This window comes from SAR202 cluster bacterium, assembly GCA_009392515.1.
Taxonomy (GTDB): domain Bacteria; phylum Chloroflexota; class Dehalococcoidia; order Lucifugimonadales; family UBA6952; genus UBA6952.
This window is the reverse complement of sequence record VFGE01000019.1, coordinates 12064-34754: the sequence shown is the minus strand read 5'-3', so window position 1 is coordinate 34754 and position 22691 is coordinate 12064. Positions and strand designations below refer to the sequence as shown.

21 protein-coding genes are annotated in these 22691 nt (G+C 32.0%); 8 read left to right on the top strand and 13 right to left on the bottom strand.

What is annotated here, in order from left to right:
* The first annotated feature begins 3 nt into the window (after positions 1–3).
* Positions 4–1554: an RNA polymerase sigma factor RpoD gene (rpoD, locus tag FI695_01495; GenBank protein ID MQG50640.1), complete on the top strand. Its 1551-nt coding sequence runs from the start codon at positions 4–6 to the stop codon at positions 1552–1554.
* A 6-nt stretch (positions 1555–1560) separates the two neighbouring features.
* Positions 1561–1767 (top strand): hypothetical protein, encoded by a 207-nt coding sequence (locus FI695_01490; protein MQG50639.1) that lies wholly within the window; start codon positions 1561–1563, stop codon positions 1765–1767.
* A 16-nt stretch (positions 1768–1783) separates the two neighbouring features.
* Here FI695_01490 and FI695_01485 read toward each other — a convergent pair whose 3' ends face one another.
* Entirely contained in the window at positions 1784–3127 is a 1344-nt protein-coding gene (locus FI695_01485) for a signal recognition particle protein (protein ID MQG50638.1), read from the bottom strand.
* Between the two features lie 74 nt (positions 3128–3201).
* Between FI695_01485 and FI695_01480 the strand changes: the two genes are divergently transcribed.
* Positions 3202–5670: an SMC family ATPase gene (locus FI695_01480; protein ID MQG50637.1), complete on the top strand. Its 2469-nt coding sequence runs from the start codon at positions 3202–3204 to the stop codon at positions 5668–5670.
* A 43-nt stretch (positions 5671–5713) separates the two neighbouring features.
* Here the strand turns inward: FI695_01480 and FI695_01475 are convergent, their stop codons facing one another.
* The 6 genes from FI695_01475 to FI695_01450 all read right to left on the bottom strand — a co-directional run bounded on the left by FI695_01475 (position 5714) and on the right by FI695_01450 (position 12374).
* Complete coding sequence (locus tag FI695_01475) at positions 5714–6271, bottom strand: hypothetical protein (GenBank protein MQG50636.1); 558 nt, start codon at positions 6269–6271, stop codon at positions 5714–5716.
* 108 nt (positions 6272–6379) lie between these two features.
* Positions 6380–7042, bottom strand: coding sequence for a 3-oxoacid CoA-transferase subunit B (locus FI695_01470; protein MQG50635.1), 663 nt, complete (start codon positions 7040–7042; stop codon positions 6380–6382).
* A 6-nt stretch (positions 7043–7048) separates the two neighbouring features.
* Entirely contained in the window at positions 7049–7747 is a 699-nt protein-coding gene (locus tag FI695_01465) for a CoA transferase subunit A (GenBank protein ID MQG50634.1), read from the bottom strand.
* A gap of 4 nt (positions 7748–7751) precedes the next feature.
* Complete coding sequence (locus FI695_01460; GenBank protein MQG50633.1) at positions 7752–8156, bottom strand: PaaI family thioesterase; 405 nt, start codon at positions 8154–8156, stop codon at positions 7752–7754.
* 16 nt (positions 8157–8172) lie between these two features.
* A complete protein-coding gene (gene uvrA, locus FI695_01455; GenBank protein ID MQG50632.1) occupies positions 8173–11064 on the bottom strand; it encodes an excinuclease ABC subunit UvrA in 2892 nt (963 codons plus the stop codon).
* Positions 11065–11126: 62 nt separating this feature from the next.
* Entirely contained in the window at positions 11127–12374 is a 1248-nt protein-coding gene (locus FI695_01450; protein MQG50631.1) for an MFS transporter, read from the bottom strand.
* Between the two features lie 202 nt (positions 12375–12576).
* Between FI695_01450 and pdxS the strand changes: the two genes are divergently transcribed.
* The 5 genes from pdxS to tmk are packed head-to-tail and all read left to right on the top strand — an operon-like array spanning position 12577 to position 17313.
* The gene (gene pdxS, locus FI695_01445; protein MQG50630.1) at positions 12577–13461 is read left to right on the top strand and encodes a pyridoxal 5'-phosphate synthase lyase subunit PdxS; all 885 of its coding nucleotides are present in this window, start codon (positions 12577–12579) and stop codon (positions 13459–13461) included.
* Positions 13462–13464: 3 nt separating this feature from the next.
* Positions 13465–14040 carry a pyridoxal 5'-phosphate synthase glutaminase subunit PdxT gene (pdxT, locus tag FI695_01440; GenBank protein MQG50629.1) on the top strand — a complete coding sequence of 192 codons (576 nt, stop codon included), beginning with the start codon at positions 13465–13467 and terminating at the stop codon, positions 14038–14040.
* Positions 14041–14047: 7 nt separating this feature from the next.
* Complete coding sequence (locus FI695_01435) at positions 14048–14971, top strand: hypothetical protein (protein ID MQG50628.1); 924 nt, start codon at positions 14048–14050, stop codon at positions 14969–14971.
* A gap of 33 nt (positions 14972–15004) precedes the next feature.
* Positions 15005–16609: an AAA family ATPase gene (locus FI695_01430; protein ID MQG50627.1), complete on the top strand. Its 1605-nt coding sequence runs from the start codon at positions 15005–15007 to the stop codon at positions 16607–16609.
* Positions 16609–17313, top strand: coding sequence for a dTMP kinase (gene tmk, locus FI695_01425; GenBank protein MQG50626.1), 705 nt, complete (start codon positions 16609–16611; stop codon positions 17311–17313). Before FI695_01430 ends, tmk begins: the two co-directional genes overlap by 1 nt.
* Before the next feature lies 1 nt (position 17314).
* Here tmk and FI695_01420 read toward each other — a convergent pair whose 3' ends face one another.
* From FI695_01420 to dnaX, 6 genes are all read right to left on the bottom strand, one after another.
* Positions 17315–17740, bottom strand: a complete 426-nt coding sequence (locus FI695_01420; protein ID MQG50625.1) for a hypothetical protein — start codon at positions 17738–17740, stop codon at positions 17315–17317.
* Positions 17734–19248, bottom strand: a complete 1515-nt coding sequence (locus tag FI695_01415; GenBank protein ID MQG50624.1) for an acetyl-CoA carboxylase biotin carboxylase subunit — start codon at positions 19246–19248, stop codon at positions 17734–17736. Before FI695_01415 ends, FI695_01420 begins: the two co-directional genes overlap by 7 nt.
* A gap of 78 nt (positions 19249–19326) precedes the next feature.
* Positions 19327–20070, bottom strand: coding sequence for a DNA repair protein RecO (gene recO / locus FI695_01410; protein MQG50623.1), 744 nt, complete (start codon positions 20068–20070; stop codon positions 19327–19329).
* A gap of 39 nt (positions 20071–20109) precedes the next feature.
* On the bottom strand, positions 20110–20724 hold the full coding sequence (gene recR / locus FI695_01405) for a recombination protein RecR (protein MQG50622.1): 615 nt from the start codon (positions 20722–20724) through the stop codon (positions 20110–20112).
* A gap of 26 nt (positions 20725–20750) precedes the next feature.
* Complete coding sequence (locus tag FI695_01400; protein MQG50621.1) at positions 20751–21071, bottom strand: YbaB/EbfC family nucleoid-associated protein; 321 nt, start codon at positions 21069–21071, stop codon at positions 20751–20753.
* Positions 21049–22686: a DNA polymerase III subunit gamma/tau gene (dnaX, locus tag FI695_01395; GenBank protein ID MQG50620.1), complete on the bottom strand. Its 1638-nt coding sequence runs from the start codon at positions 22684–22686 to the stop codon at positions 21049–21051. The genes FI695_01400 and dnaX overlap by 23 nt, the downstream gene beginning before the upstream one ends.
* Positions 22687–22691 lie beyond the last annotated feature (5 nt).

Genomic DNA, 22691 nt, shown 5'->3' with positions numbered 1-22691 from the left:
AATATGCCTAGAAAGAAAAAAATAGATACAAATGATGAAAAAGACAAATCATCTTTAGCCTTAGAAGATGCACCTGATGAATTTGATGAATCTGAAGTTGAGCCAGATATTAACAGTATTGATGCACCTGATGATGCTCAATTAGTAGCATTAGAAGAATCTCCAGAAAATATTGATTTGGAAAAAATAGATTTATCTGATGTTGTTCCTGAAAAAATAACTGAGTCTGAAAATGATTCTGAGCAGGATACAGAAAGATCGGCTGAGCCAAATGATATGATTGATGATCCTGTTAGGATGTATTTAAGAGAGATTGGGCGTGTAGCATTATTAAAAGCTAAGGATGAGCGTGGCTTAGCTCAAATCATGGAAAATGGCAAATATATAGAGGAGATACATAAGTCATATCAATCTATGTACGGTAGAGATATGCCTGCACCAGATACTTTTGTTGAAATGTTAAAGACATTAAGTCAATTAACAAATATTACTAATATTGTTGAAAAGATTATGGAAAAAGAAGGCCACTATACACTTCAGGAGCTTGTGTATGATGAAAAATTACAATTCTTTTTACAAAATAGTTTTGATGAAGAACAATTGTTGGTTTGGAGTAAAAAATACAAAATTGATACAGAGGACTTGAAAAGAAATATTATTTCACTTTCTATAAATACTCGATTGCTACCAAAACAAATTGAATATGTTTTAGATATGAATTCAACACTAGAACAATTAGCTGCTATAGTTGAAGAAGGCCCTTTAGTTGATAATCTATATCCTTATGAAATGATACTTCAACAATATCTAGATGAGATGACTGCTGGGTCAGAAGCAGCACAGCAACATTTAGCTGAAGCTAACCTCAGATTAGTTGTCTCAGTGGCAAAAAAATATATTGGTAGGGGAATGTCACTACTTGATTTAATACAAGAAGGTAACATTGGTCTAATTCGTGCAGTTGAAAAATTCGACTATAGGAAGGGATATAAATTTTCCACCTATGCAACTTGGTGGATTAGACAAGCTATAACTAGAGCGATAGCAGACCAAGCAAGAACTATTCGAATTCCAGTTCATATGGTTGAAACCATTAATAAGTTACTTCGAACGAGTAGAAAATTAGTTCAAGAATATGGTCGAGAACCTTCAACAGAAGAAATAGCATGGGATATGGATGTTAGTGCTGATAAGGTCAGAGAGATTATGAAAATATCTCAAGAACCCGTTTCACTTGAAACACCTATTGGTGAAGAAGAGGATTCTCATCTTGGAGATTTTATTGAAGATAGGTCTGCAAAAGCTCCTGCAGATGCTGCCACAGAGACTTTATTACAAGAACAAATAATACAGATATTAGATAGTTTAACTGACAGGGAAAAACGTGTACTTGAACTTAGATTTGGTTTAGGAGATGGACGAGGAAGAACTTTAGAAGAAGTTGGAAAAGAATTTGGTGTAACCAGAGAAAGAATACGACAAATTGAAGCTAAAGCATTAAGAAAACTTCGTCATCCAGCTAGATCAAAACCTCTCAGAGATTACCTAGAATAGATGAAAATGAATCTACGTGGGGTAATTCCTTTTACCGCAATTGTGTCAGTTCTGCATTTTTTTGAAGATGCTGCTTTGATATTGCTTGGAAGAATGACAGACGTAAATATTTTTGTTCTTTTTGGAGGCACGATCATCTTTTCATTCGTTGTTGCGATTGTTGCAAAACATCCCTATATCCATAAGTTATTTCATGAAGACAACGATAAATAATACAATTAAAAAGGTTTTATTTCAGAAAATTTCCTGACTTCATTAATTTATTCAAATTACGACCGTTTTTACCGTATAAAGATTTCATCATTTTTTTTGTTTGATTGAATTGATTAATTAATTGATTTACTTCTACAGGCGCTAATCCAGCACCTGTAGCTATTCTTTTTCTACGACTTGCATTTAAAATATTGGGATTTCTTCTTTCTATTGGAGTCATTGAGTCAATCATATATTTCATTTTATTCATTTTTGATTCATTTTCAGCAAGTTTAGATCCCATCTGGTTTAAATTAATTCCAGGTATCATATTTATAATATTTTCAAGAGATCCCATATTTTGTATAGATTTCATTTGATCCAACAAATCATTAAAGTCAAAAGAATCAGAGGTTATTTTTTTTGTTAGATTTTCTGCTTTTTCGTAGTCAATTTGTTCATTAGCTTTTTCAGCAAGGGTTTGTAAATCACCCATTCCAAGTATTCTAGATGTGATTCTCTCAGGGTAGAATTTATCAAATTCACTAACTTTTTCACCTGTACCAATAAATTTTATTGGTAGACCAGTTTCTTTAACAATCGAAATGGCGCTTCCACCCTTGGAGTCTCCATCTAGTTTTGTGATTATTAATCCAGTTAGTCCTATTGTTTCATTAAATGAATTTGCAATTTCCACAGCTGTTTGCCCTATCATAGAGTCAACTACAAGTATACATTCTTCAGGTTTAACTTTATTTTTAATCGCGATTAATTCTTGCATCATTTTTTCATCTAATTGTGATCGACCTGCAGTATCTATTATTGTCCATTGATATTGATTATTACCTGAAAACTTAAGTGAATTTTCAGTAATCTTAATTGCGTCATTAATATTTTTGTCATAGTAAATATCAAGGTCATTATCATTTGATAATTTTATTAGTTGATCAATAGCTGCAGGTCTTACTAGATCATTAGCAACCAAGAGGGTTTTTTGGTTTAATTTATTCAGATAAAAAGACAGCTTAGCAGCAGTTGTAGTCTTTCCTGAACCTTGTATACCAACTAATAAAATGTTAGAGCATTTATTATTTGATTTTATAAGTTCTGAATCATCACTTTTTAGGATCATTGTTAATTGTTCTTTTAGGGATTCTACTAATATTTGACCTGGGTTTAGACTTTTTGAAAAATTAGTATCTGTTATTTCATTTTTAATAGATTCAATTAAAGATTTCACAACTTTAAAATTCACGTCTGCTTCTAATAATGCCATTCTGATTTGTCGCAAAAAATCATTTATATCATTTTCGTTTAGACGTCGCTGATTAATTAGTTTTCGAGTAATTTGTGATAATTTTGCACTTAAATTTTCAAACATAAATTAATACTACCTATTAATCTTTTTTTGGTTTCATTTACTAAAGTGTAAACTTCTATACAACACAACCTTAAATGTTAAAATACTATTATATGGTACCAAATAAATTGACAATTGAAAATTTTAAATCTTATGGATCATCTTTAAATCCATTGGATCTTAATGGTGTTCATATAGTTTGTCTTTCTGGCCAAAATGGACATGGGAAATCTTCTTTACTTGATGCAATCTGTTGGTCGATATGGGGTGATGAGGTCCATCGACCACAAGATGAATTAGTTAAACATGGCGAAAATGACATGAGAGTAGAATTGGAATTTTTTTCAGATGGATATTTTCAAAAAAAAGAGGGAAGAAATTTATATAAAGTTATTAGAAGATTTTCTAAAAGAAAAGGTTCAAGATCTGGAGCTACATCTCTTGAATTGTATGTGGCTCAAACAGGAGAGGTTGATTCTGAATTAGATTTTCAAGTATTAACAGGAAACACTATTAGAGATACCCAATCTTCAATATTGAAATTAGTTGGAATGGATTACCGAACATTTATTAATAGTGCTTTTTTACTTCAGGGCCGGTCAGATGAATTTACTAATAGTACCCCCGCACTTAGACAACGTACTTTAGGTGAAATATTGCAATTAGACTATTTTGATAAATTACAAGAATTAGCTCGAGAAAAAGTTAGAGAATTAAGATCGGATAAAACTACAGTAGAATTACAAGTTAATACATTGCAAGATCAGCTTGCTCGTTTTACTGAAGAGGAAATGGAGTTAAAGGTATTATCATCTGATTTAATTCAGGTAGATCAACACATTTTAGAAATTCAGCCATTATTAGAAAACCGTAAACAAGATTATTTACTTATTGAAGAAATTGAAACAAAAACATCCAAGCTATTGATAGATAAGAAAACATTGGTTGATGATTTAAGTATATTTAATAATCAGTTAAGCACCTTACAAAGAAAAATATCCGAATATCAGGATATTTTGGATAAAAAAGAAGTAATTCACGAAAATTTTCAAGAGATTAATCGACTAAGGAACAAGTTACAACAAAATAATAACCTTATAGGTCCCTATAGCAGTTTGATTGAAAGAAAAAAGTCTTTAGAAAATGCATTAGTACGTTTAAATGAAATTATTGAACAACTTGAAACTCTAAAACAAAATTTATTTTCAACTCAAAAGCTATTGGATGAATTACAAAATAAAAAAGAACAATTAAATTTATTGCAGTTACAAATACAAGAAAAAAATACTCATAATGATAATCTAAAAAACCAAATGGACGATCTGAAAGAAAAAATCTTATTAATAGAAGATAGTGAGCAAAATTGTCCTTTGTGTGGAACTGAATTGTTAAATGATCGTAGAGAACATGTAAAGGAAGAATTTGAAAAAAACGGAAAAACACTAGCTGATGCGTATAGGAGTAACATAACAATAATTTCAGAGCTAGAAACAAAAAAACTATCAATTTTAGATTACATTAATCAAAATGATAGTAATATAAATAATGAATTTATAAGAATTAATAGTCAAATTGCTGCATATACACAAGAGAGAAATTCATTAGATCAATCTGAAACTCAACTAAGCGAAATTAACAAAAATATCGAGGATTTAGGATTTGATCCTGTAGAAAATAAGATTCTTGAGGAAAAACTAATACAGATTCATTCATATGAAGATCTATTTAATCAACTAAGTTTAGCTGAGAAAGAAATACCAGAAATTGAAAATAGAATTAGTGATATTCAGAAATTAATTTTATCGAGAAATACAAATATAGAAAAGATAGACCATGAATTAAATGATTATGACATAAAGAAAAAATCAGCCCCTGAAATCAAATCAGAAGTCGAAAAACTACAAAATGATTTTGATAATTTGTTAAATCAAAAGATAGAGAAAAATTCACGAAAATTATCTATTGAAAGACAGTTTGAAGTATATTCCAGTCAAAAAACTGAATTAAAGCAATATGAAAATCAATTGCTAGAAATTAATAGTGAGTATGGTCGTTACGATGAACTTTCGACATATCTCGGACGAACAGGAGTACAAGCATTATTAATCGAAGCATCCATCCCTGAAATTGAAAAAGATGCTAATTATTTATTAGAAAAAATGACAAATGGAGAAATGTTTATCAATTTAGAAACTCAAAGACAAACACAAAAAGGTGACACTGCAGAAACGTTAGAAATTAATGTTTCTGATTCGCGTGGGATGAGAAGTTATGAAACTTTTAGTGGAGGAGAAGCTTTTAGAATTAATTTAGCTTTACGTATTGCATTATCAAAGCTGTTGGCAAGGAGATCGGGTTGTCCATTACCGACTATTTTTATTGATGAAGGTTTTGGGACACAAGACAATGTGGGTAGGGAGAGAATAATTGAGGTTATTAACCAAATATCATCAGATTTTGAAAGAGTTGTCGTGATTACTCATATTGAGGAAATTAAAGAAGCCTTTCCAGTTAGGATAGAAGTTATAAAAACAGAATCTGGATCTATTTTTGAATTAAATTAACAAAGCAGCTGGATAGCTGCTTTGTTAGTGTGATGCTTTATTTTTATACTCGAGATGAATGCATTAGAACTGTAGCTGCTCCTCTTGCCATTTCTCTTGGTGGGCGAGGAATAACAAACTGCATAGAATCCAATGCCTTTAATTGGTATTTTTCTTCAGCTTTTGCTAAAGCATTAGTCCAGTCTTCAGTTTCTATACCTGAAGGGAATGCCAAAAGATAAACAATTGCTCTATCTTTTAGTACACCACTTGCCCATTCTAGAGCTCCTCCAAGGCCACCATCTACTAAGGTGGTAAGATTTTTATCAGGTGTAACTAAAGCAGGGACAACTGCAACTTGATGAGCTTCTTTGTCGATATCAATTTCTATATCTGGACTAAATCCACCCTCACCTTGTGAGTTCCCTCTAACCGCAGTTACGTTTGCACTTATAGAAGACACTGGTCCTGATAAAGCATAATATGCTTCAGCAGGTAACCATCCGTAACCACCTACGTTTCGATCAATAAAAGCACTGAAATAATCAGGTCTATTTCCAAACCAAGAAGTAAGTCTTGATAACAAATATTCGCCTGTTTTTACTGCATTTTCGTTAGACAATATAACCTCCCCAATTAATTTTGTCGGTTTCTAAAGTATTACAAAGTATTACTCTTTTTATGATGATTAGCAAGTGTAAAAATAATAAATTTTAGCTTTATATGTCTCTTAAAGAGTTATTTCTGTTATGTTATTGTCAAAAAGTAATTTTGCTTCAGTTAAATTTTGAATTTCATCTTTGTTCCACCCGGGTGCAATTTCTTTGACTGTTAATTGTTTCGATTCAACTAAAATTACACATAAATCAGTGACTATTAAATTTACACATTCAGGCACCGTCAAAGGATAGCTGCATTTGCTAACTATTTTAGGATTATTATTTCTATCAGTGTGTTCCATAGCAACAATTAATTTTTTAGCACCAGTAGCCAAATCCATTGCTCCACCTATATTCCCAATTCCTCTTTCAGGTATCATCCAATTGGCAAGATCTCCTTTTGCTGATATTTGAAGAGCCCCTAAAACTGATATATCTATATGCCCTCCTCTTATCATGGCAAATGCATCAGCAGAATTAAAAAAAGACATTCCTATTGTTGGTTTTAAGAATTGACCCCCTGCATTAATTAGATCAGGATCTTCTTTACCTGAATCAGCTAAAGAACCGTAGTTTAAAACACCATTTTCACTATGAAAAATAATATTTTGTTCAGGACTTGTAAATTGTGAAACTAATGTTGGTATTCCTATTCCTAAATTAACATAAGAATTATTAGGAATTTCTTTTGCTATTCTCATTGCAATAGTTTCTCTGTTCAGTCTTTCTTTCATAATAATCTAATTCCTATGTACTAATTTATTCACGAAAATTCCGGGCGTTGTAATTTGTTCTGGTATTAATTGTTCGGGGGCAACTATTTCATCTGCTTCAACGATTGTCATATTACTTGCTGTTGCCATAATTGGGTTAAAGTTTTTTGAAGTACCTTTATTAATCAAATTTCCTAAAGTATCAGATTTGTGAGCCCTTATAAAACAGAAATCAGATTGTAACCATTCTTCCAAAAGATATTTTTTATTATTGAATAAACGAGTTTCTTTATTTTCGCTTGGAAAACTATTAACGCCTGTTGGTGTGTAAAATGCTCTTATACCAGCTCCTCCAGCACGAATTTTTTCAGCTAAAGTTCCCTGAGGTATCAGTTCAATCAGAATATTTTCTTCTTTATATATTTCTTCAAGTGCATTTTTCATTGAAGGAGATGGAGAAACTGGAAAAGAAGAAATAATTTTACTTACTTGTTTATTTTTAATTAAGATATCATGGTTTATTGGTGCTCTTTGATTTTCTAGTAGTCCGAATCCAGGTAATCCACCAGTATTACTAATAATTGTTAAATTTTTTGCCCTAGTATTACTTAGTGCAAGTATAAGGTTTGTTGGCATATCTCCAGAGCCACCAAATCCACCTATCATGATAGAAGATCCATCTTTAATTTCTTTTACTGCCTCTTCTGGTGTTACTATTGGCTTCATATGTTTAGTTATTATTTTTGACTGTAATCCATGTCCCTAATACTTGTGCAATTTTTTTGTCTGTTGCGTCATATACAATGCACTCTCCTAGCGAAAGTAAATTACCTTTGTGGGATATTTTGCCATCTGCAATCAAATACTTTGATTTCACAGAGGCTGGGGCTATATAATTTATCTTCATTTCAACTGTAAATAGTGTAGTATCATCTGCTTTAATAACTCCCAGTGCCATAGATATAGCAGCATCAGCTATAGTTGCAATTATCCCACCTTGTACAAACCCTGCACCTTGTAAATGTCTTTGATGAATCTCCATTTTAACGATACATTTTTCTTGATTTTTTTGGAGAATTTCAAAACCAAGTAAGTCTGAAAAGTTTTGTGGTTGTAAGTCGTTGTTGTTTTTCATAATTATATAGTTGTATTTATTTTATTGAAGAAGATTGAAGAACATTATATTCTTCTTTCTCTAATTTAGGAATAAGATATTTACCGGTTATTGATTTTTCTTGCTTGCTAATAAATTCTGGAGTTCCTGTAGCTATAATGTACCCGCCATTTTCGCCAGCTTTAGGGCCGAGATCAATAATCCAATCAGCATTTTTAATTAAATCAAGGTGATGTTCTATTAATATAACTGTATTATTTTTATCTACTAATTTTTGTATAACTTCTAGTAGGTATTCACAGTCATATAGGGATAATCCTGTTGTTGGTTCATCTAAAATATACAAAGTATGTCCCAAAGATCTTTTGGAAAGTTCTGTAGCTAGTTTCACTCTTTGAGCTTCTCCACCTGATAAAGTTGTTGCTGGTTGCCCAAGTTTTATATACCCTAAACCTACCTCTTTCATTACTGTTAATTTATTAACAATTTTAGGTATATTAGAAAATAGATCTATTGCTTGATCGACAGTTAAATTTAATACATCAGATATAGAATGTTCATTGAAAAGAACAGTTAAAGCTTCAGAATTGTATCTAGCCCCTTCACAAATTTCACAAGGTATGGTTACATTTGCAAGAAATTGCATTTCAATTTCTATAGAACCTTCCCCGGAACAGGCTTCACATCGTCCACCTCTAACATTAAAAGAGAATCTCCCAGGAGCATATCCACGTACCTTGGCTTCAGGTAGCATTGAAAATAATTCTCTTATTGGAGTAAAAACACCACAGTAAGTTGCAGGATTACTTCTTGGTGTACGACCTATTGGTGATTGATCAATGTTAATTACTTTTGTTATATTTTCTATTCCTTCAACATAGTCGCAAGCTCCCGCTTTTGCTCGAGCTTTATTTAGTGTTTGATTTAATTTTTTGTATAAAACCTCATTAATTAAGGTTGATTTTCCAGATCCTGAAACTCCGGTTATACAAACCAAATTACCTAGTGGTATCTCAACACTTATATTTTTCAAATTATTTTCTCTAGCACCTACTATATTTATTTTATTTCCATTATGTTTCCTTCTAATATAAGGTGTAGGTATAATGTTTCTACCACTTAAATACGAACCTGTTAAAGATTCTGTAACACTTTTAATTTTTTTTAGTGGTCCTTCCGCAATGATATAACCGCCGTTTTCTCCAGCACCTGGGCCAAGATCTATAATATAATCAGCTGATTCCATAACTGCTTCATCGTGCTCAACTACCAATAATGAATTACCTAGATCTCTAAGTTTTTTTAGTGTAGTTATTAACATATTACCATCAGCAGGATGCAGTCCAATCGATGGTTCATCGCAAACATATAAAACTCCAACTAAACCTGACCCTATTTGTGTAGCTAAGCGGATTCTTTGAGATTCACCACCAGATAAAGTTGAAGTAGGTCGATCAAGGCTAATATAATCTAAACCAATATCAATTAGAAATTCTAATCTATTCTTAATTTCCTTAATAATTGGCTCTGCTATAGGAAAATCTTTTTTGAGAATTGTTGAATTGTTTCTAGTCGTATTAAGTTGAATTTTTGTCCACTCCCAAGTTTGTTTGATGGACATATTTGTTAATGAAATTATATTTTCCGTGCCGATTTTTACTGATAATGAGGTAGGTTTTAGTCTATTACCATTGCATTCTGGGCATTCAACTTTTGACATAAATTTTTCAATTTCTTTTTTAGAGTAGTCTGAGTCTGTATTTTGGTATCTCCGTTCAAGATTAGGAATTAATCCCTCAAATTTCCGGTTCCATTGGTAGCGCATACCTCTTTTTGTTACATGGGTTATATTAATAGTGTCATTATCTCCATGTAGTAGAATGTCGATCATTTCATCTGAAAGATTGATAAGAGGTTCATTAATATTAAATTTATATTTATCGGCTAGTGAAGCTAAAATACTACGGCCCCATTGAGAAAGTCGACCTGATGAGGACCAGGGAAGAATGCCGCCTTTACTCATTGATAACGTATAATCTGGGATGACTAAATCTGGATCTACTTCTAAATGATAACCAATTCCTGAGCATCTGTTGCATGCTCCATGTGGTGAATTAAAACTAAAAGTTCGTGGCTCAATTTCAGTAAAATTTATTCCACAATTTACACAGGCAAAATTCTCTGAAATAGCAGTTTCTTGATTATTTTCAACATTTAGTATAGTTATTGTACCATCACCTTGATTTAAGGCAGTTTCTACTGAGCTGTGAATACGACTTTCATCAGTAGAGTGACCAGAAGTGATTCTATCAACGATCAATTCAATTGTGTGCCATTTTTGTTTGTTTAATTCAATATTTTCAGTTAATTCTCGAATTTCATTATCTACACGAACACGTACGAAACCATCCTTTTTTAATTGTTCGAATATCTGTTTATGTTCCCCTTTTTTATGGACAACTTTAGGTGATAGAATCATGATTCTGTGATTTTCATCCATATTTTGTATAGTATCTACAATCTGTGGGATAGTTTGTTTTTCTACCCGATTTCCACATTTGTAGCAATGGGGTTTGCCAACTCTTGCAAATAACAAACGTAAATAGTCGTATATTTCAGTAGTGGTTCCAACAGTAGAACGAGGGTTTTGAGACGTATTTTTTTGATCAATTGAAATAGATGGACTTAACCCTTCTATATAATCTACGTCTGGTTTATCCATTCTGCCTAAGAATTGTCTTGCATATGAGGATAGCGATTCAACATATCTTCTTTGACCTTCAGCGTAGATAGTATCGAAAGCTAAGGTAGATTTACCTGAACCTGAAACTCCTGTAACTACAACAAATTTATTTCTTGGTATATTTACAGATACATTTTTTAAATTATGTTGGCGAGCGCCTTTAACGATAATTTTTTGTGGTTCCATCATAAGTCCTAGGTTTTTTTATTATTTTATCACTAATTAGTAATAAAATTGTTACCAGAAATTTATTTTTTTAAAATAGGTTTAGGTATTATTAAAATAATAAAAGCACTTATGATATATAAACCAACGAAAGTATAAAAAGGAATTTGGTAACTATTTGTAATATCTCTTAACCAACCAGCAAAAAGAGGACCAAATATTGCCGATAAACCTTGTATTGGAGAAACAAACCCTCTTATTGAACCGAGAAATGCACGACCAAAATAATCTGCCCAGATCAGTGATTGGACAACTGCCCAAGCACCCCTTGTTAATCCATAAATAATACCAAATAGTAATACACCCTTTATTGTACTAGCCTGTATTAGAATTAATAACCCAATAGCTGAACCAAGTAAGGAGGCAGCTGTTAAATATTTGATAGCGACTTTTTCTGCTAAAAACCCCCAAATCAATTTAGATGGTATAGCAAAGATAGCATACGTAGTTAGGCTCAAAGCAGCTATTCCTGGTGATAAACCTTGATCAATCATAAATGGTATTTGATGCAAAACAACTCCTATAACAGCAATCGCTGCTAAATTGGTTGAGAAAACCAAAGCCCATAATGAAGTCGTTTTAAAAGCATCTTTTGGTGTCCATATTTCTTCAATATCTTGATATGAATTGGATACATTTTGTTTATTTTCAATTACATCACTTTCCCCATCAGGTTTTAATCCCAAATCTTCTGGCGATCTTCTCATAAATAAGAAACTCGTCGGTGCTATAATTAACCAGGGAACTAAAGCCATAAATTGCCAAGTTTTTCTCCATCCTACATAGGTTATTAATAATTGAATAAGAGGCGCCATAATTGCTTCACCAACATTAATACCTGTTGTGGCAATTCCAGTAGCTCTCCCACGTTTTTTTATAAACCATCGAGCTAAAGTTGTATTTGTAACAATATGGCTAAGACATGCATGGCCTGAAGCACCAATGATAGAAAAATAAAGTATAATTTCCCAAAAGTTATCTGCTGTACTCATAAGAAATGTACTAAATCCTGCAATAATTGCACCCATTGTCATCAGGTAACGTGGCCCAAATTTATCAACTAAAGGTCCTACGATGGGGCCCATAAAATGTGTGGTTAAATTTCTTATCACAGGTGGAAGTGAAAGCATTAAGTTTGTCAGAGATAGTGATGAACGTATAGGAACATAAAATAACCCATAAATAGGAACTCCTATACCCGCACCCATCCAGTTAGCAAAAAATATTGCAGTAACTATGTACCAACCACGATATATTTTCTTTTTGAACATAAAAATCCTTTATTGATTCATGGCTGATTGTAGTTAAATTAAATTAATACTTCAATACGAATTATTAATTTAGTCCCCTTAAATAGTTCTTGTAGTTAAGATCAAGTATTTAAATTGCATAGTGTATACTTTAAGGAGTATACTTTTATTATGTTTTATGTGTTAATCAGTTAACTAATATTAGCTGTTAGGAGAATCTTTTATGGTAGAGAAAAATACGTGGGATTTAAAAACTGGCCTTGCTCAAATGCTTAAAGGCGGAGTGATAATGGATGTGGTAACGCCAGAACAAGCCAAAATAGCTGAGGATGCTGGCGCGTGTGCAGTAATGGCTTTAGAAAGAGTGCCTTCTGATATTCGGGCAGCCGGAGGAGTTGCAAGAATGTCTGATCCTGACATGATTACAGGAATTATAAAAGCAGTAAGTATACCTGTAATGGCTAAAGCTAGAATCGGTCATCTAGTTGAAGCTCAAGTCCTAGAAGCACTAGGTGTTGACTATATAGATGAATCAGAAGTATTGACTCCTGCTGATGAAAACAATCATATTAATAAACATGATTTTAAGGTTCCATTCGTTTGCGGCTGTAGGAATTTGGGCGAAGCCTTACGTAGAATAGGTGAAGGGGCAGCAATGATTAGAACCAAGGGAGAAGCTGGTACTGGAAACGTTGTTGAGGCCGTACGACATGCAAGATCAGTTTTAGGTGAGATTACAAGGATCACAAATTTGGATCCTACAGAATTAATGGCAACAGCCAGAGATCTACAAGCTCCCTATGAATTAATTTTACAAATACATGAAACAGGTAAGCTGCCTGTGGTAAATTTTGCAGCAGGTGGTATAGCAACTCCAGCTGATGCAGCTCTAATGATGCAAATTGGTGTTGAGGGAGTTTTTGTTGGATCTGGTATATTCAAATCATCCAATCCTTCAGCAATGGCAAAGGCTATCGTCAAAGCTACTACTCACTTTAATGACCCTGACATAATTGCAGAAGTATCTTCAGGTTTAGGGGATGCAATGAGGGGTTTAGATGTTCGAACTATGCCAGAAGAGGAACAATTAGCCACAAGGGGATGGTAACAGTTGTCTGGAATTGGAGTTTTGGCACTTCAAGGTGATTTTATAGAACATATAAAATCTTTTTCAAGCTTGGGGGTGTCAGTACGAGAAATAAGGAAAGCTAGCCAAATAGCTGATTTGGATGCTCTTGTAATACCTGGTGGAGAAAGTACTACAATTTCATACTTGATGGATTTATATAATTTCAGACCAGCTATAAAAGAAGCTGCATCTAGCGATCTACCAATTTGGGGCACATGTGCTGGATTAATTTTAATGGCTAATGATCTCAAAGAAGATATTCCTAACCCGCTAAACCTTATGAATATTAATGTGAGTCGCAATGCATATGGACGACAAATAGATAGTTTTAAAGATTTAATTAATTTTTCTTTTGATACAGAAAATCCTTTTCCAGGTGTATTTATCCGAGCCCCTAAAATCCTTAACATTGATGAAAATGTAGACGTAATTTGTACACTTAATGATGGAGAAATTGTAGGAGTTAAACAAGGCAAGAAACTTGGTACATCTTTTCATCCTGAACTAACTACGGATAACAGGTTTCATAAATATTTTATTGATTTAGTTTATAGTTAGGTAATTAATGATTAAGAAACTCGGTTTTTTTGATATATTTCACGTATTAAAATCAGATATGCCAGATTTTTCTGTACAAAGACCTGATAATATTGGCAAACCACTTAAGTTTATGCAGCGATTATTAATATGTTTAAATATATTTGGATATAATCATAATCAAATTACTTTTATTTCAACAAACTCTAATTCAATAAATGGATTAATTTGTATAAAAAAGGTACAAAATAAAAATTATTGGTTTGTTCGCCACTTATTGCTTGAGAATGTCAATTTTGATTTATTTAAAAACATTCTTGATATTTCAACAGCATATATTACAAAAAGAAAATCTCATGGAATGATATTAAAAATTCCAAATAATTGGCAGTTAGTTGATAGTGCAGTTAGTGCTAAATTTAAAGTTGCTACACAGAATGTAATTTTGACACTAGGCGGCCAATACTCTTTATATAAATCTAACCCTATTTATTTATCTAGATTAAGTAATAATAGATATAAATCAGATTTAGTAGCTCTATATGAAAAAGGATTAGATTTTTTTGTTAAGAAAAATTTAACCTATTACGATAATGATTTATTAAAACTATGTAGTATGGTAGATGTTGATGCTAAAGAATTGCTATATATAGATGGAGATAACCTTCTAGGTTCTTTATCAAAGAAAGATTATCATAAAATTTGTGCTGTTAGTCTAAATATATTTCATAAGTATTCAAATATACTTCCAGAATTTATTTCTGATGCATATCAAAACACAAAAAGAAAACAGGTATATTGGATAGTAAAAATTGAAGAGAAATCCTTACTTGAAAGTCTTCAAAGTTTGGGTTTAATTAATCAAGTATCATTTTACACATTAGTTTATCAGACTCAGTCTATGATATATGATAATTCGACTTCTAAAGTAGAAATGGCAATAGAAGTATGAGATTAGTATCTAATTTTATTAAAGGGGATATGCATGAAACCAGACGCGGAAATTGATGATCTAAATAGTTTTTTAGATGTTCTACCATCCCAAATTCGTGAGAGCCTTCTACAAAATAACAATCTAAATTCTCTCGTTGAAGTAGTTTTAGATCTTGGTCGCAGACCTCAAGTAAGATTTGTTGATCGTGATGAAGAAATGGATTTAAGCATTATTTCATTTGCAGAATTAGATTTATTGACTAAGAAAATAGGTGATTTTGGTAATGATAATAGAGCTGGAGTTGAAAAAACCCTACATAGATTTTCTGCAATACGGGCTAGAGATAAAACTGTTATTGGAGTGACATGCAGAGTTGGTAGGGCAGTACAAGGAACTACGAAAGCCATTACGGATTTAGTTAACGAAGATAAAAGTATGTTATTACTTGGTCGACCCGGAGTAGGTAAGACTACAATTTTAAGAGAATTAGCAAGAGTACTATCTGTTGATTTGGCTAAAAGAGTGATAATTGTCGATACTTCTAATGAAATTGGAGGTGACGGGTTTGTGGCCCATCCTGGTATTGGGAAAGCAAGAAGAATGCAAGTAGCACGACCAGAATTACAGCATGACATAATGATTGAAGCAGTAGAAAATCATATGCCTGAAGTAATTATCATTGATGAAATGGGTACAGAACTTGAAGCTAAAGCTGCGAGAACTATTGCAGAACGAGGCGTGCAGCTAATTGCTACAGCACATGGTAATGATTTAGAAAGTTTATTAATGAACCCTACTTTATCTGATTTAGTAGGGGGTGTCCAAACAGTTATTTTGGGAGATGAAGAAGCAAGAAAAAGGGGTACTCAGAAAACGGTAACCGAAAGAAAATTACCACCAACATTTGAAATAGTATTGGAAATCAGAAATAGAGAAAAAATGGCTGTCCATGAAGAAGTTGGTAATGTTGTAGATAATATCTTGAAATCAATTAAACCTAATCCTGAAATCCGATGGTTAGATAGTTCCGGAGAAGTACTCAAGCAAAAAGAATTTTTACTACCAGATTTAGAAAAGCAGTTCGAATTACCTGAAATACATGAATTGGGAAATGAGTTCAGCAATAATAATTACCAAAAATATGCTAAAAAAACTAATGGACATTTAGAAAATGGTAGAGATATAGATTCCACTGCAATTTTACCATTTGGTATAAGTAAAAGTACTATTCGTCAATTAGCAGATTTTTATAAAACCAATATGAAAATTGTAGAAAATGTGAAAGATGCACAAATTGTAGTTACAACTAAAAGTCAGTATAGAAGAAGTCCTAAAGTCATCACTAACGCAGAATTAGATGGGACTCCTGTACACATATTAAGAAAAAATACGGTATCTCAAATTTCTGAATTCATAAAAAATTTAGATTCATATAAAAAAGTAAAATCTTCAATTCAAGAAGCATTGGAAGATGCCGAAAATGCTATATTACAAATTCAAAATGGTTCTTCAAGTGTACAATTAGAACCGCAGGACGCGTATACTCGTAAATTACAGCATCAGGTTTTAGATAATAATTCTTTAGTTTCAATTAGTTATGGGAAAGAACCTGAAAGATATATTAGAGTGTTTAAGAAAACAGAAAAAGGTTGGTAATGAGCGTTTTTGTAGCATTTGAAGGTGGAGAAGGTAGCGGAAAATCTACACAATCAAAACTACTTTATGAACGAATAATTAATGAAGGGTTTTCGTCTTTATTGCTGCATGAACCTGGTGGTACATCTGTTGGAGAAGAAGTTAGAAGAATTTTATTAGCTGAACGTGGTTCAATTAAGAAAAAATCTTCACGTTTAAATAATACTACCATGAATTCCTTAACAGAACTTTTCCTTTTTTCTTCTGCAAGAAGTGAGTTGATAGAAAAAGTAATAAAGCCGAATTTGCAAAAAGATACAATAATTATTTGTGATCGGTTTATCGCATCTACTATTGCATATCAAGGCTATGGTAGAAAAATTGATTTAGATACTATAGAAAATATTATAAATGTGAGTACTAATGGTATTAGGCCGGATATTACAATTTTTTTAAGTGTTGCCCCAGATCAAGCATTAGGTAGAGTTAATTCTCAATTATCTTTATTAGATACTGTGTCTAATTCTATTGAAAAAGAAAACCCAAGAATGGACGTAGAAGGTAGTCGAAGATTTGAACTTGAATCAATAAATTTCCATAAACGTGTTTTTCAGGGATATGTTGCTATGAGTAAAGATTCTAGTTGGCTTACAGTAGATGCGACTAAATCAGTTGATGAAATTCATAATATAATATGGGATAAAATACAAATGCTAATCAAATAACCTATTGTATTTGAATTACTACATCACCAGTATTAACCGAGTCTCCTTCGTTTATAAATACTGCTCTCACAATACCTGCATTTCCGGACAATAAACTTTGTTGCATTTTCATGGATTCAATTACACAAATTTCTGACCCTTCTTCAATGTGGTCCCAAATTTTTATTGGAACTGAGATTACTTTTCCTGGCATAGGAGATCTAATAAGTTTGTTTCCATTTTGTGTTAAACCCTTTAGGCCATTATTAGTTTCGTTTAGATCTGGTACATTTGATGTTGTAGCAGTTTTGTTTACAGTAGAATTTTGAACTGATACACTCATTTTCTTCCCATCGACATAAATATCAAAAGGATAAGAAGTAATATCTTCTATCTCTACTATATGGGATTTCCCATTAACTAGCACCGTAATTTGTTTTTTTACCATCGTAGTCCACCAAAGCTACCTTGATTCATCTGAGATACTCTTCCTTGCATTTTCCAGTTATTCAAACTTGGTGAATTTGATTTTGAGCCAAAAATCTCATTTAATGCAATTGTTATAGCGGCAACTATTTCTTCATCGCTAGTATTATTATTTTCATATGGAAAAACATCAGTAAGAAAATTTGTTGAAAACTTATGATTTACAAATCCTTCGGATTGCAAGATTTCTATAATTAATGGAATGTTGTGCGTGATACCAACAATCTTTGTAGATTTTAAATATTTAATAAAATTTACAATACATTCTTTTCTATTTCGTCCCCAAGCGATGAATTTACCCATCATGGGTTCGTAATAAGGCGATACTTCATATCCTTCAAATATGGATGCATCAATTCGTATATTTTTCTTTTCAGGTAATTCAAGAGAAGAAATTTTACCAATTGTCGGTAAAAATGTCTTAGGATCTTCAGGATAAATACGGGCTTCAATGGAGTGTCCAGTTTGTTTAATGTCTTCCTGTTCAATGCCTAATTTTTCTCCTGCAGCTATTCTAATTTGTAGATCGACAATATCTAGGTTTGTAGTCATTTCAGTAACTGGATGTTCAACCTGAAGTCTAGTATTCATTTCAAGGAAATAGAAATTAGATTCCTCATCGACCAAAAATTCTACAGTACCTGCATTGGTATAATTTATATGTTTAACTAAATCAATGGCAGAATTCCAAAGTTCTTTTCTTTTTTGATCAGTGAGTTTGGTACAGGGTGTTTCTTCAATTATTTTTTGATTCCTTCTTTGAACTGAGCAGTCTCGTTCAAAAAGGTGTATAGCATTTCCATGAAGGTCTGCTAAAACTTGTACTTCTACATGAGATCCATTCGTCATATATTTTTCAACATATAGTTTAGAATTCCCAAAAGAACTTTCAGCCAATGATTGTGCCTGTTTAAATGATTCTTCAAGATCTTCTGCTGAATCAACTTTTCTAATGCCTATACCCCCCCCACCAGCAGAGGCTTTTACCATAACTGGATAACCGATTTCATCGCAGACTTTTTTTGCTTTTGCATAGGTAACGGGTGCATATGTACCTGGTAGGCAAGGAACTCCTGCTTTCATGGCTGTTTGAATAGCTGTAACTTTGTCTCCCATTTTTTGTATAGCTTCAGTAGATGGGCCTATAAATACAATATTGTTATCCACACATGCTTTTGCAAAATCAATATTTTCTGATAAAAATCCATACCCTGGATGAATAGCTTCAGAATTAGTCTCAATAGCTATTTGAATTATTTTATCTATGTTCAAATAACTTTCCGTAGGAGTTAATCCTCCTAAAGGTTTTGATTCATCAGCAAATTTTACATGTAAAGCATCTTGATCAGCATCTGAATATATTGCAACGGTTTTAATTCCAATATTGTTACATGTTTTTATGACTCTACAAGCAATTTCACCACGGTTTGCTATAAGTATTTTTTTAAAGGGTTTTATTGTATTATTCATAATCGGTTAGTATTCTATTACAAACTCAAAAGATTTTCTGTTACCAAATAGCATTTAAATACAAACTTTACAGATTTTCTATAAGAATAGTTTAGTTTTTAACTTAAATCCTAAATTATCATGTATTAGAAATTCAGTAATAGCTAAACATTTTTTTATCAACGGGGTTTCAAGGTTTAGGGATAATAATTTTTCTCTAGTGGCTAAAGAAATATAATGTAATAATTTAATGGATTGAGCATCAGTCGAAAGAGAATTGTCAATTGTAGGCTTACACATATTACAAATTGCACCTCCATAGTTAGAATTGATGGAACTGAGATTTTCCTTATTTTCATCAAAACATATATTGCAACTTGAAAAATTTAAATCCCATCCACTTATGATAAGAATTTTCATTCTTATATATAAAATTAGTAAATTTACATTTTGGTTAATATTTAGCCATCTTAAAGAATCTAATAATAGATTGTAAGCATCTTTATTAATTTCATTAATAGGATTAAAAACATCAAATAACTCCATGACATAAAAAACATTATTAATTAAGTCATAACTTTCTCTGATGTTTGGAAATAGTTCTGTAGTTTCGGCTGAAGAAATAGTATCAATACTTTTCCCTTTAGCAATTACTAGATTACAACGATTGCTAATTTGTAGATGACCGGACAGTTTGCTTTTAGGTTTTTTTGTACCATTTGCGCCTATACTTAATTTTCCAAATTCTGGGGTAAAGACAATATAGATATGGCCTGATTCACCAAAAGTTTTTGAATTTAAAATAATGGCTTCAGTTTTATAGGAACGCTCTCTATTAACCACAAAATCTCACTTTAGTATTAATTACAAATATTTGAACATTTATATTTCTTGACGTCCTTGTAGAGCTCTCATAATAGTCATTTGGTCAGCATATTCTATATCTCCACCAACTGGGAGGCCTCTTGCCAATCTAGTAACTTTGGGCACCAAATTTCCTATAATTTCTTGAATGTACATAGCCGTACTTTCTCCCTCTATACTGGGATTAGTTGCTAAGATTATTTCATCTATATCATTTACTTTTATTCGATTTAGTAATTCATTTATTTTAAGGTTATTTGGACCAATCCCGTTAATTGGAGAAAGAACGCCATGCAATACGTGATAAAGACCGTTATATGATCCTGTTCTTTCAAATGCAAGTATGTCTAAAGGTTCTTCAATTACACATATAATTTTTTGGTCACGTCGATTATTAGTACAAATTGTACAAGGGTTTTGATCACTTAAATTTTGGCATATATCACAATATAGAATTTTTTCTTTGAGTTCTATGAGAGAACTAGATAATTCAATTACCTCAGAACTCGGTAATTTAATAAAATGATATGCCAATCTCTGGGCACTTTTGGGTCCAATTCCTGGCAGTTTAGACAATTCATTAATAAGTTTTGAAATTATTTTAACTGAGTGATTTTGTTCAGGAATTTGCATATAAGTTTACTTTCACAATTTAATTCTTAAGAAATTCCAGGAAGCTTGAATCCTCCTGTTAAGGAATTAAGTCTAGAAGCACTTAATTGTTGTATTTTTTCAATTGCTTCATTAAAACCTGTGGTGATTAAGTCTTCTAACATGTCCACATTTTCTGGATCAATTGTTTCCGGATCAATTGAAATTTCAGTAACTTGATATTTCCCATTAATAGTAATTTGAATAGCCCCTCCACCCGATGAACCTGTAACAGTTTCAGATTCAAGTTTTTGTTGCTCTTCCATGAGTTTTTGTTGTAGTTGTTGTGCTTGCTTAATCATATTTTTATTCATCATTTTGTACCTCATCTTCGATAATTTGACCGCCCCAATTGAGAGCTTTCATAACTGATAAATTCATACTATTATTATTAGAGTTACTCTTTTTTTCTGTATCATTATAAACAATTTCATTCAGAGAGGGTATTTGAAAAGTTTTAGAGATCGATTCGATTAAATCTAATTTAATTCTGCCATGATCCAATTCCCCGATAAAGCGTTCTTGATTTGAATTACTTGCAAAGCTTAAGCATAATTTATCATTATCAATTGACGCTTCTCTACAGTCGCGTAATAATGCTCCAATTGCAAAACGTTCTCCCTTAATTTTAGCAAACTTTTCGATTATTAATTGCCATGATTCCGTTTTTATTATATTTTCATTTGTTATTTGGGGTTTTTGTTCAGAAGTGGCTTCTATACTTTTTTGATTTTTTGTATCTGTACCCGGATCATTTTGATCATTTCCTTCGGGATCTTGTAAATTTGGTTCTACCATTTCATCTATTTGATTGATCATCTTTGTAGGAGTTTCGCTAGGTATATTTTTGGGAGTGTTGATCGTTTTTTCATTTGCAATCCTCTTGAAGGACTCAAGGTTTTCATTTTCTTTTAACATAGAAGCTTCTATAGCAGCTATTTCAAGACTAGATGCATGATTTAATGATTTAGAAAAATCTAAATTTACTAGTATTTTAAGACATTTCGCGATATGTAATATTTGTTCAGTATTATTTGAAGTAGTTGCTTGATGAATCAATGTTTCTCTTAACGTGATAATCAAACTATTATGCAATTGTTTAATACTAGTATTGTTAGAAACACAATTATTTATCAATTGTATTGTTTCGGTAATATTTCCTGAAAGTATTGATTCTTGTAATAATTCTATTTGTTTTGAATCAGTTATGCCAAGAATGCTGTTAATTTGATTAGCATCAATATATTCTTCATCATTCGATAGTATGATTTGTTCGAGAAAGCTTTCAGCGTCTCTTAAACTTCCTTCTGATATTTCTGCGATTCTTTTAATTGCTGATTCAGAAATATTAACTTTTTCATAATTCGCTATTTGTTCGAGCCTTTGCACGATATCATTATTGTCAATTTTTTTAAAATCAAATCTTTGACATCTTGAAAGTATAGTAGGCTCCATTTTATCTGCTTCTGTAGTAGCTAATATAAATACTACATGAGGAGGGGGTTCTTCCAATGTTTTAAGTAAAGCGTTAGACGCATCTTTTGTTAGCATATGTGCTTCATCTAACACATAAATCTTATATAGACTTTTGGAAGGGGAATAATTACTTTTATCCCTTATACTTCTTATTTCATCTATACCACGATTACTAGCAGCATCAATTTCAATGAGGTCTAATGAATTTGATGAATTAATTTCTATACAATTTTCGCAAGTATTACAAATTAACTTCTCTTCAGTATTTTCAGTTTTACAATTAATTGCCTTAGCTAATATTCTTGCTGTACTTGTTTTTCCGGTACCTCTAGGGCCACTAAAAAGATAGGCATGGGCAATTCTATTTTGAGATATTGCATTCATTAGGGTTTTTCTAATTGCTGTTTGACCAACCAATTCAGAAAAACTCTTTGGGCGCCATTTCCTATATAAAACGTAATTGTTCATTGTAA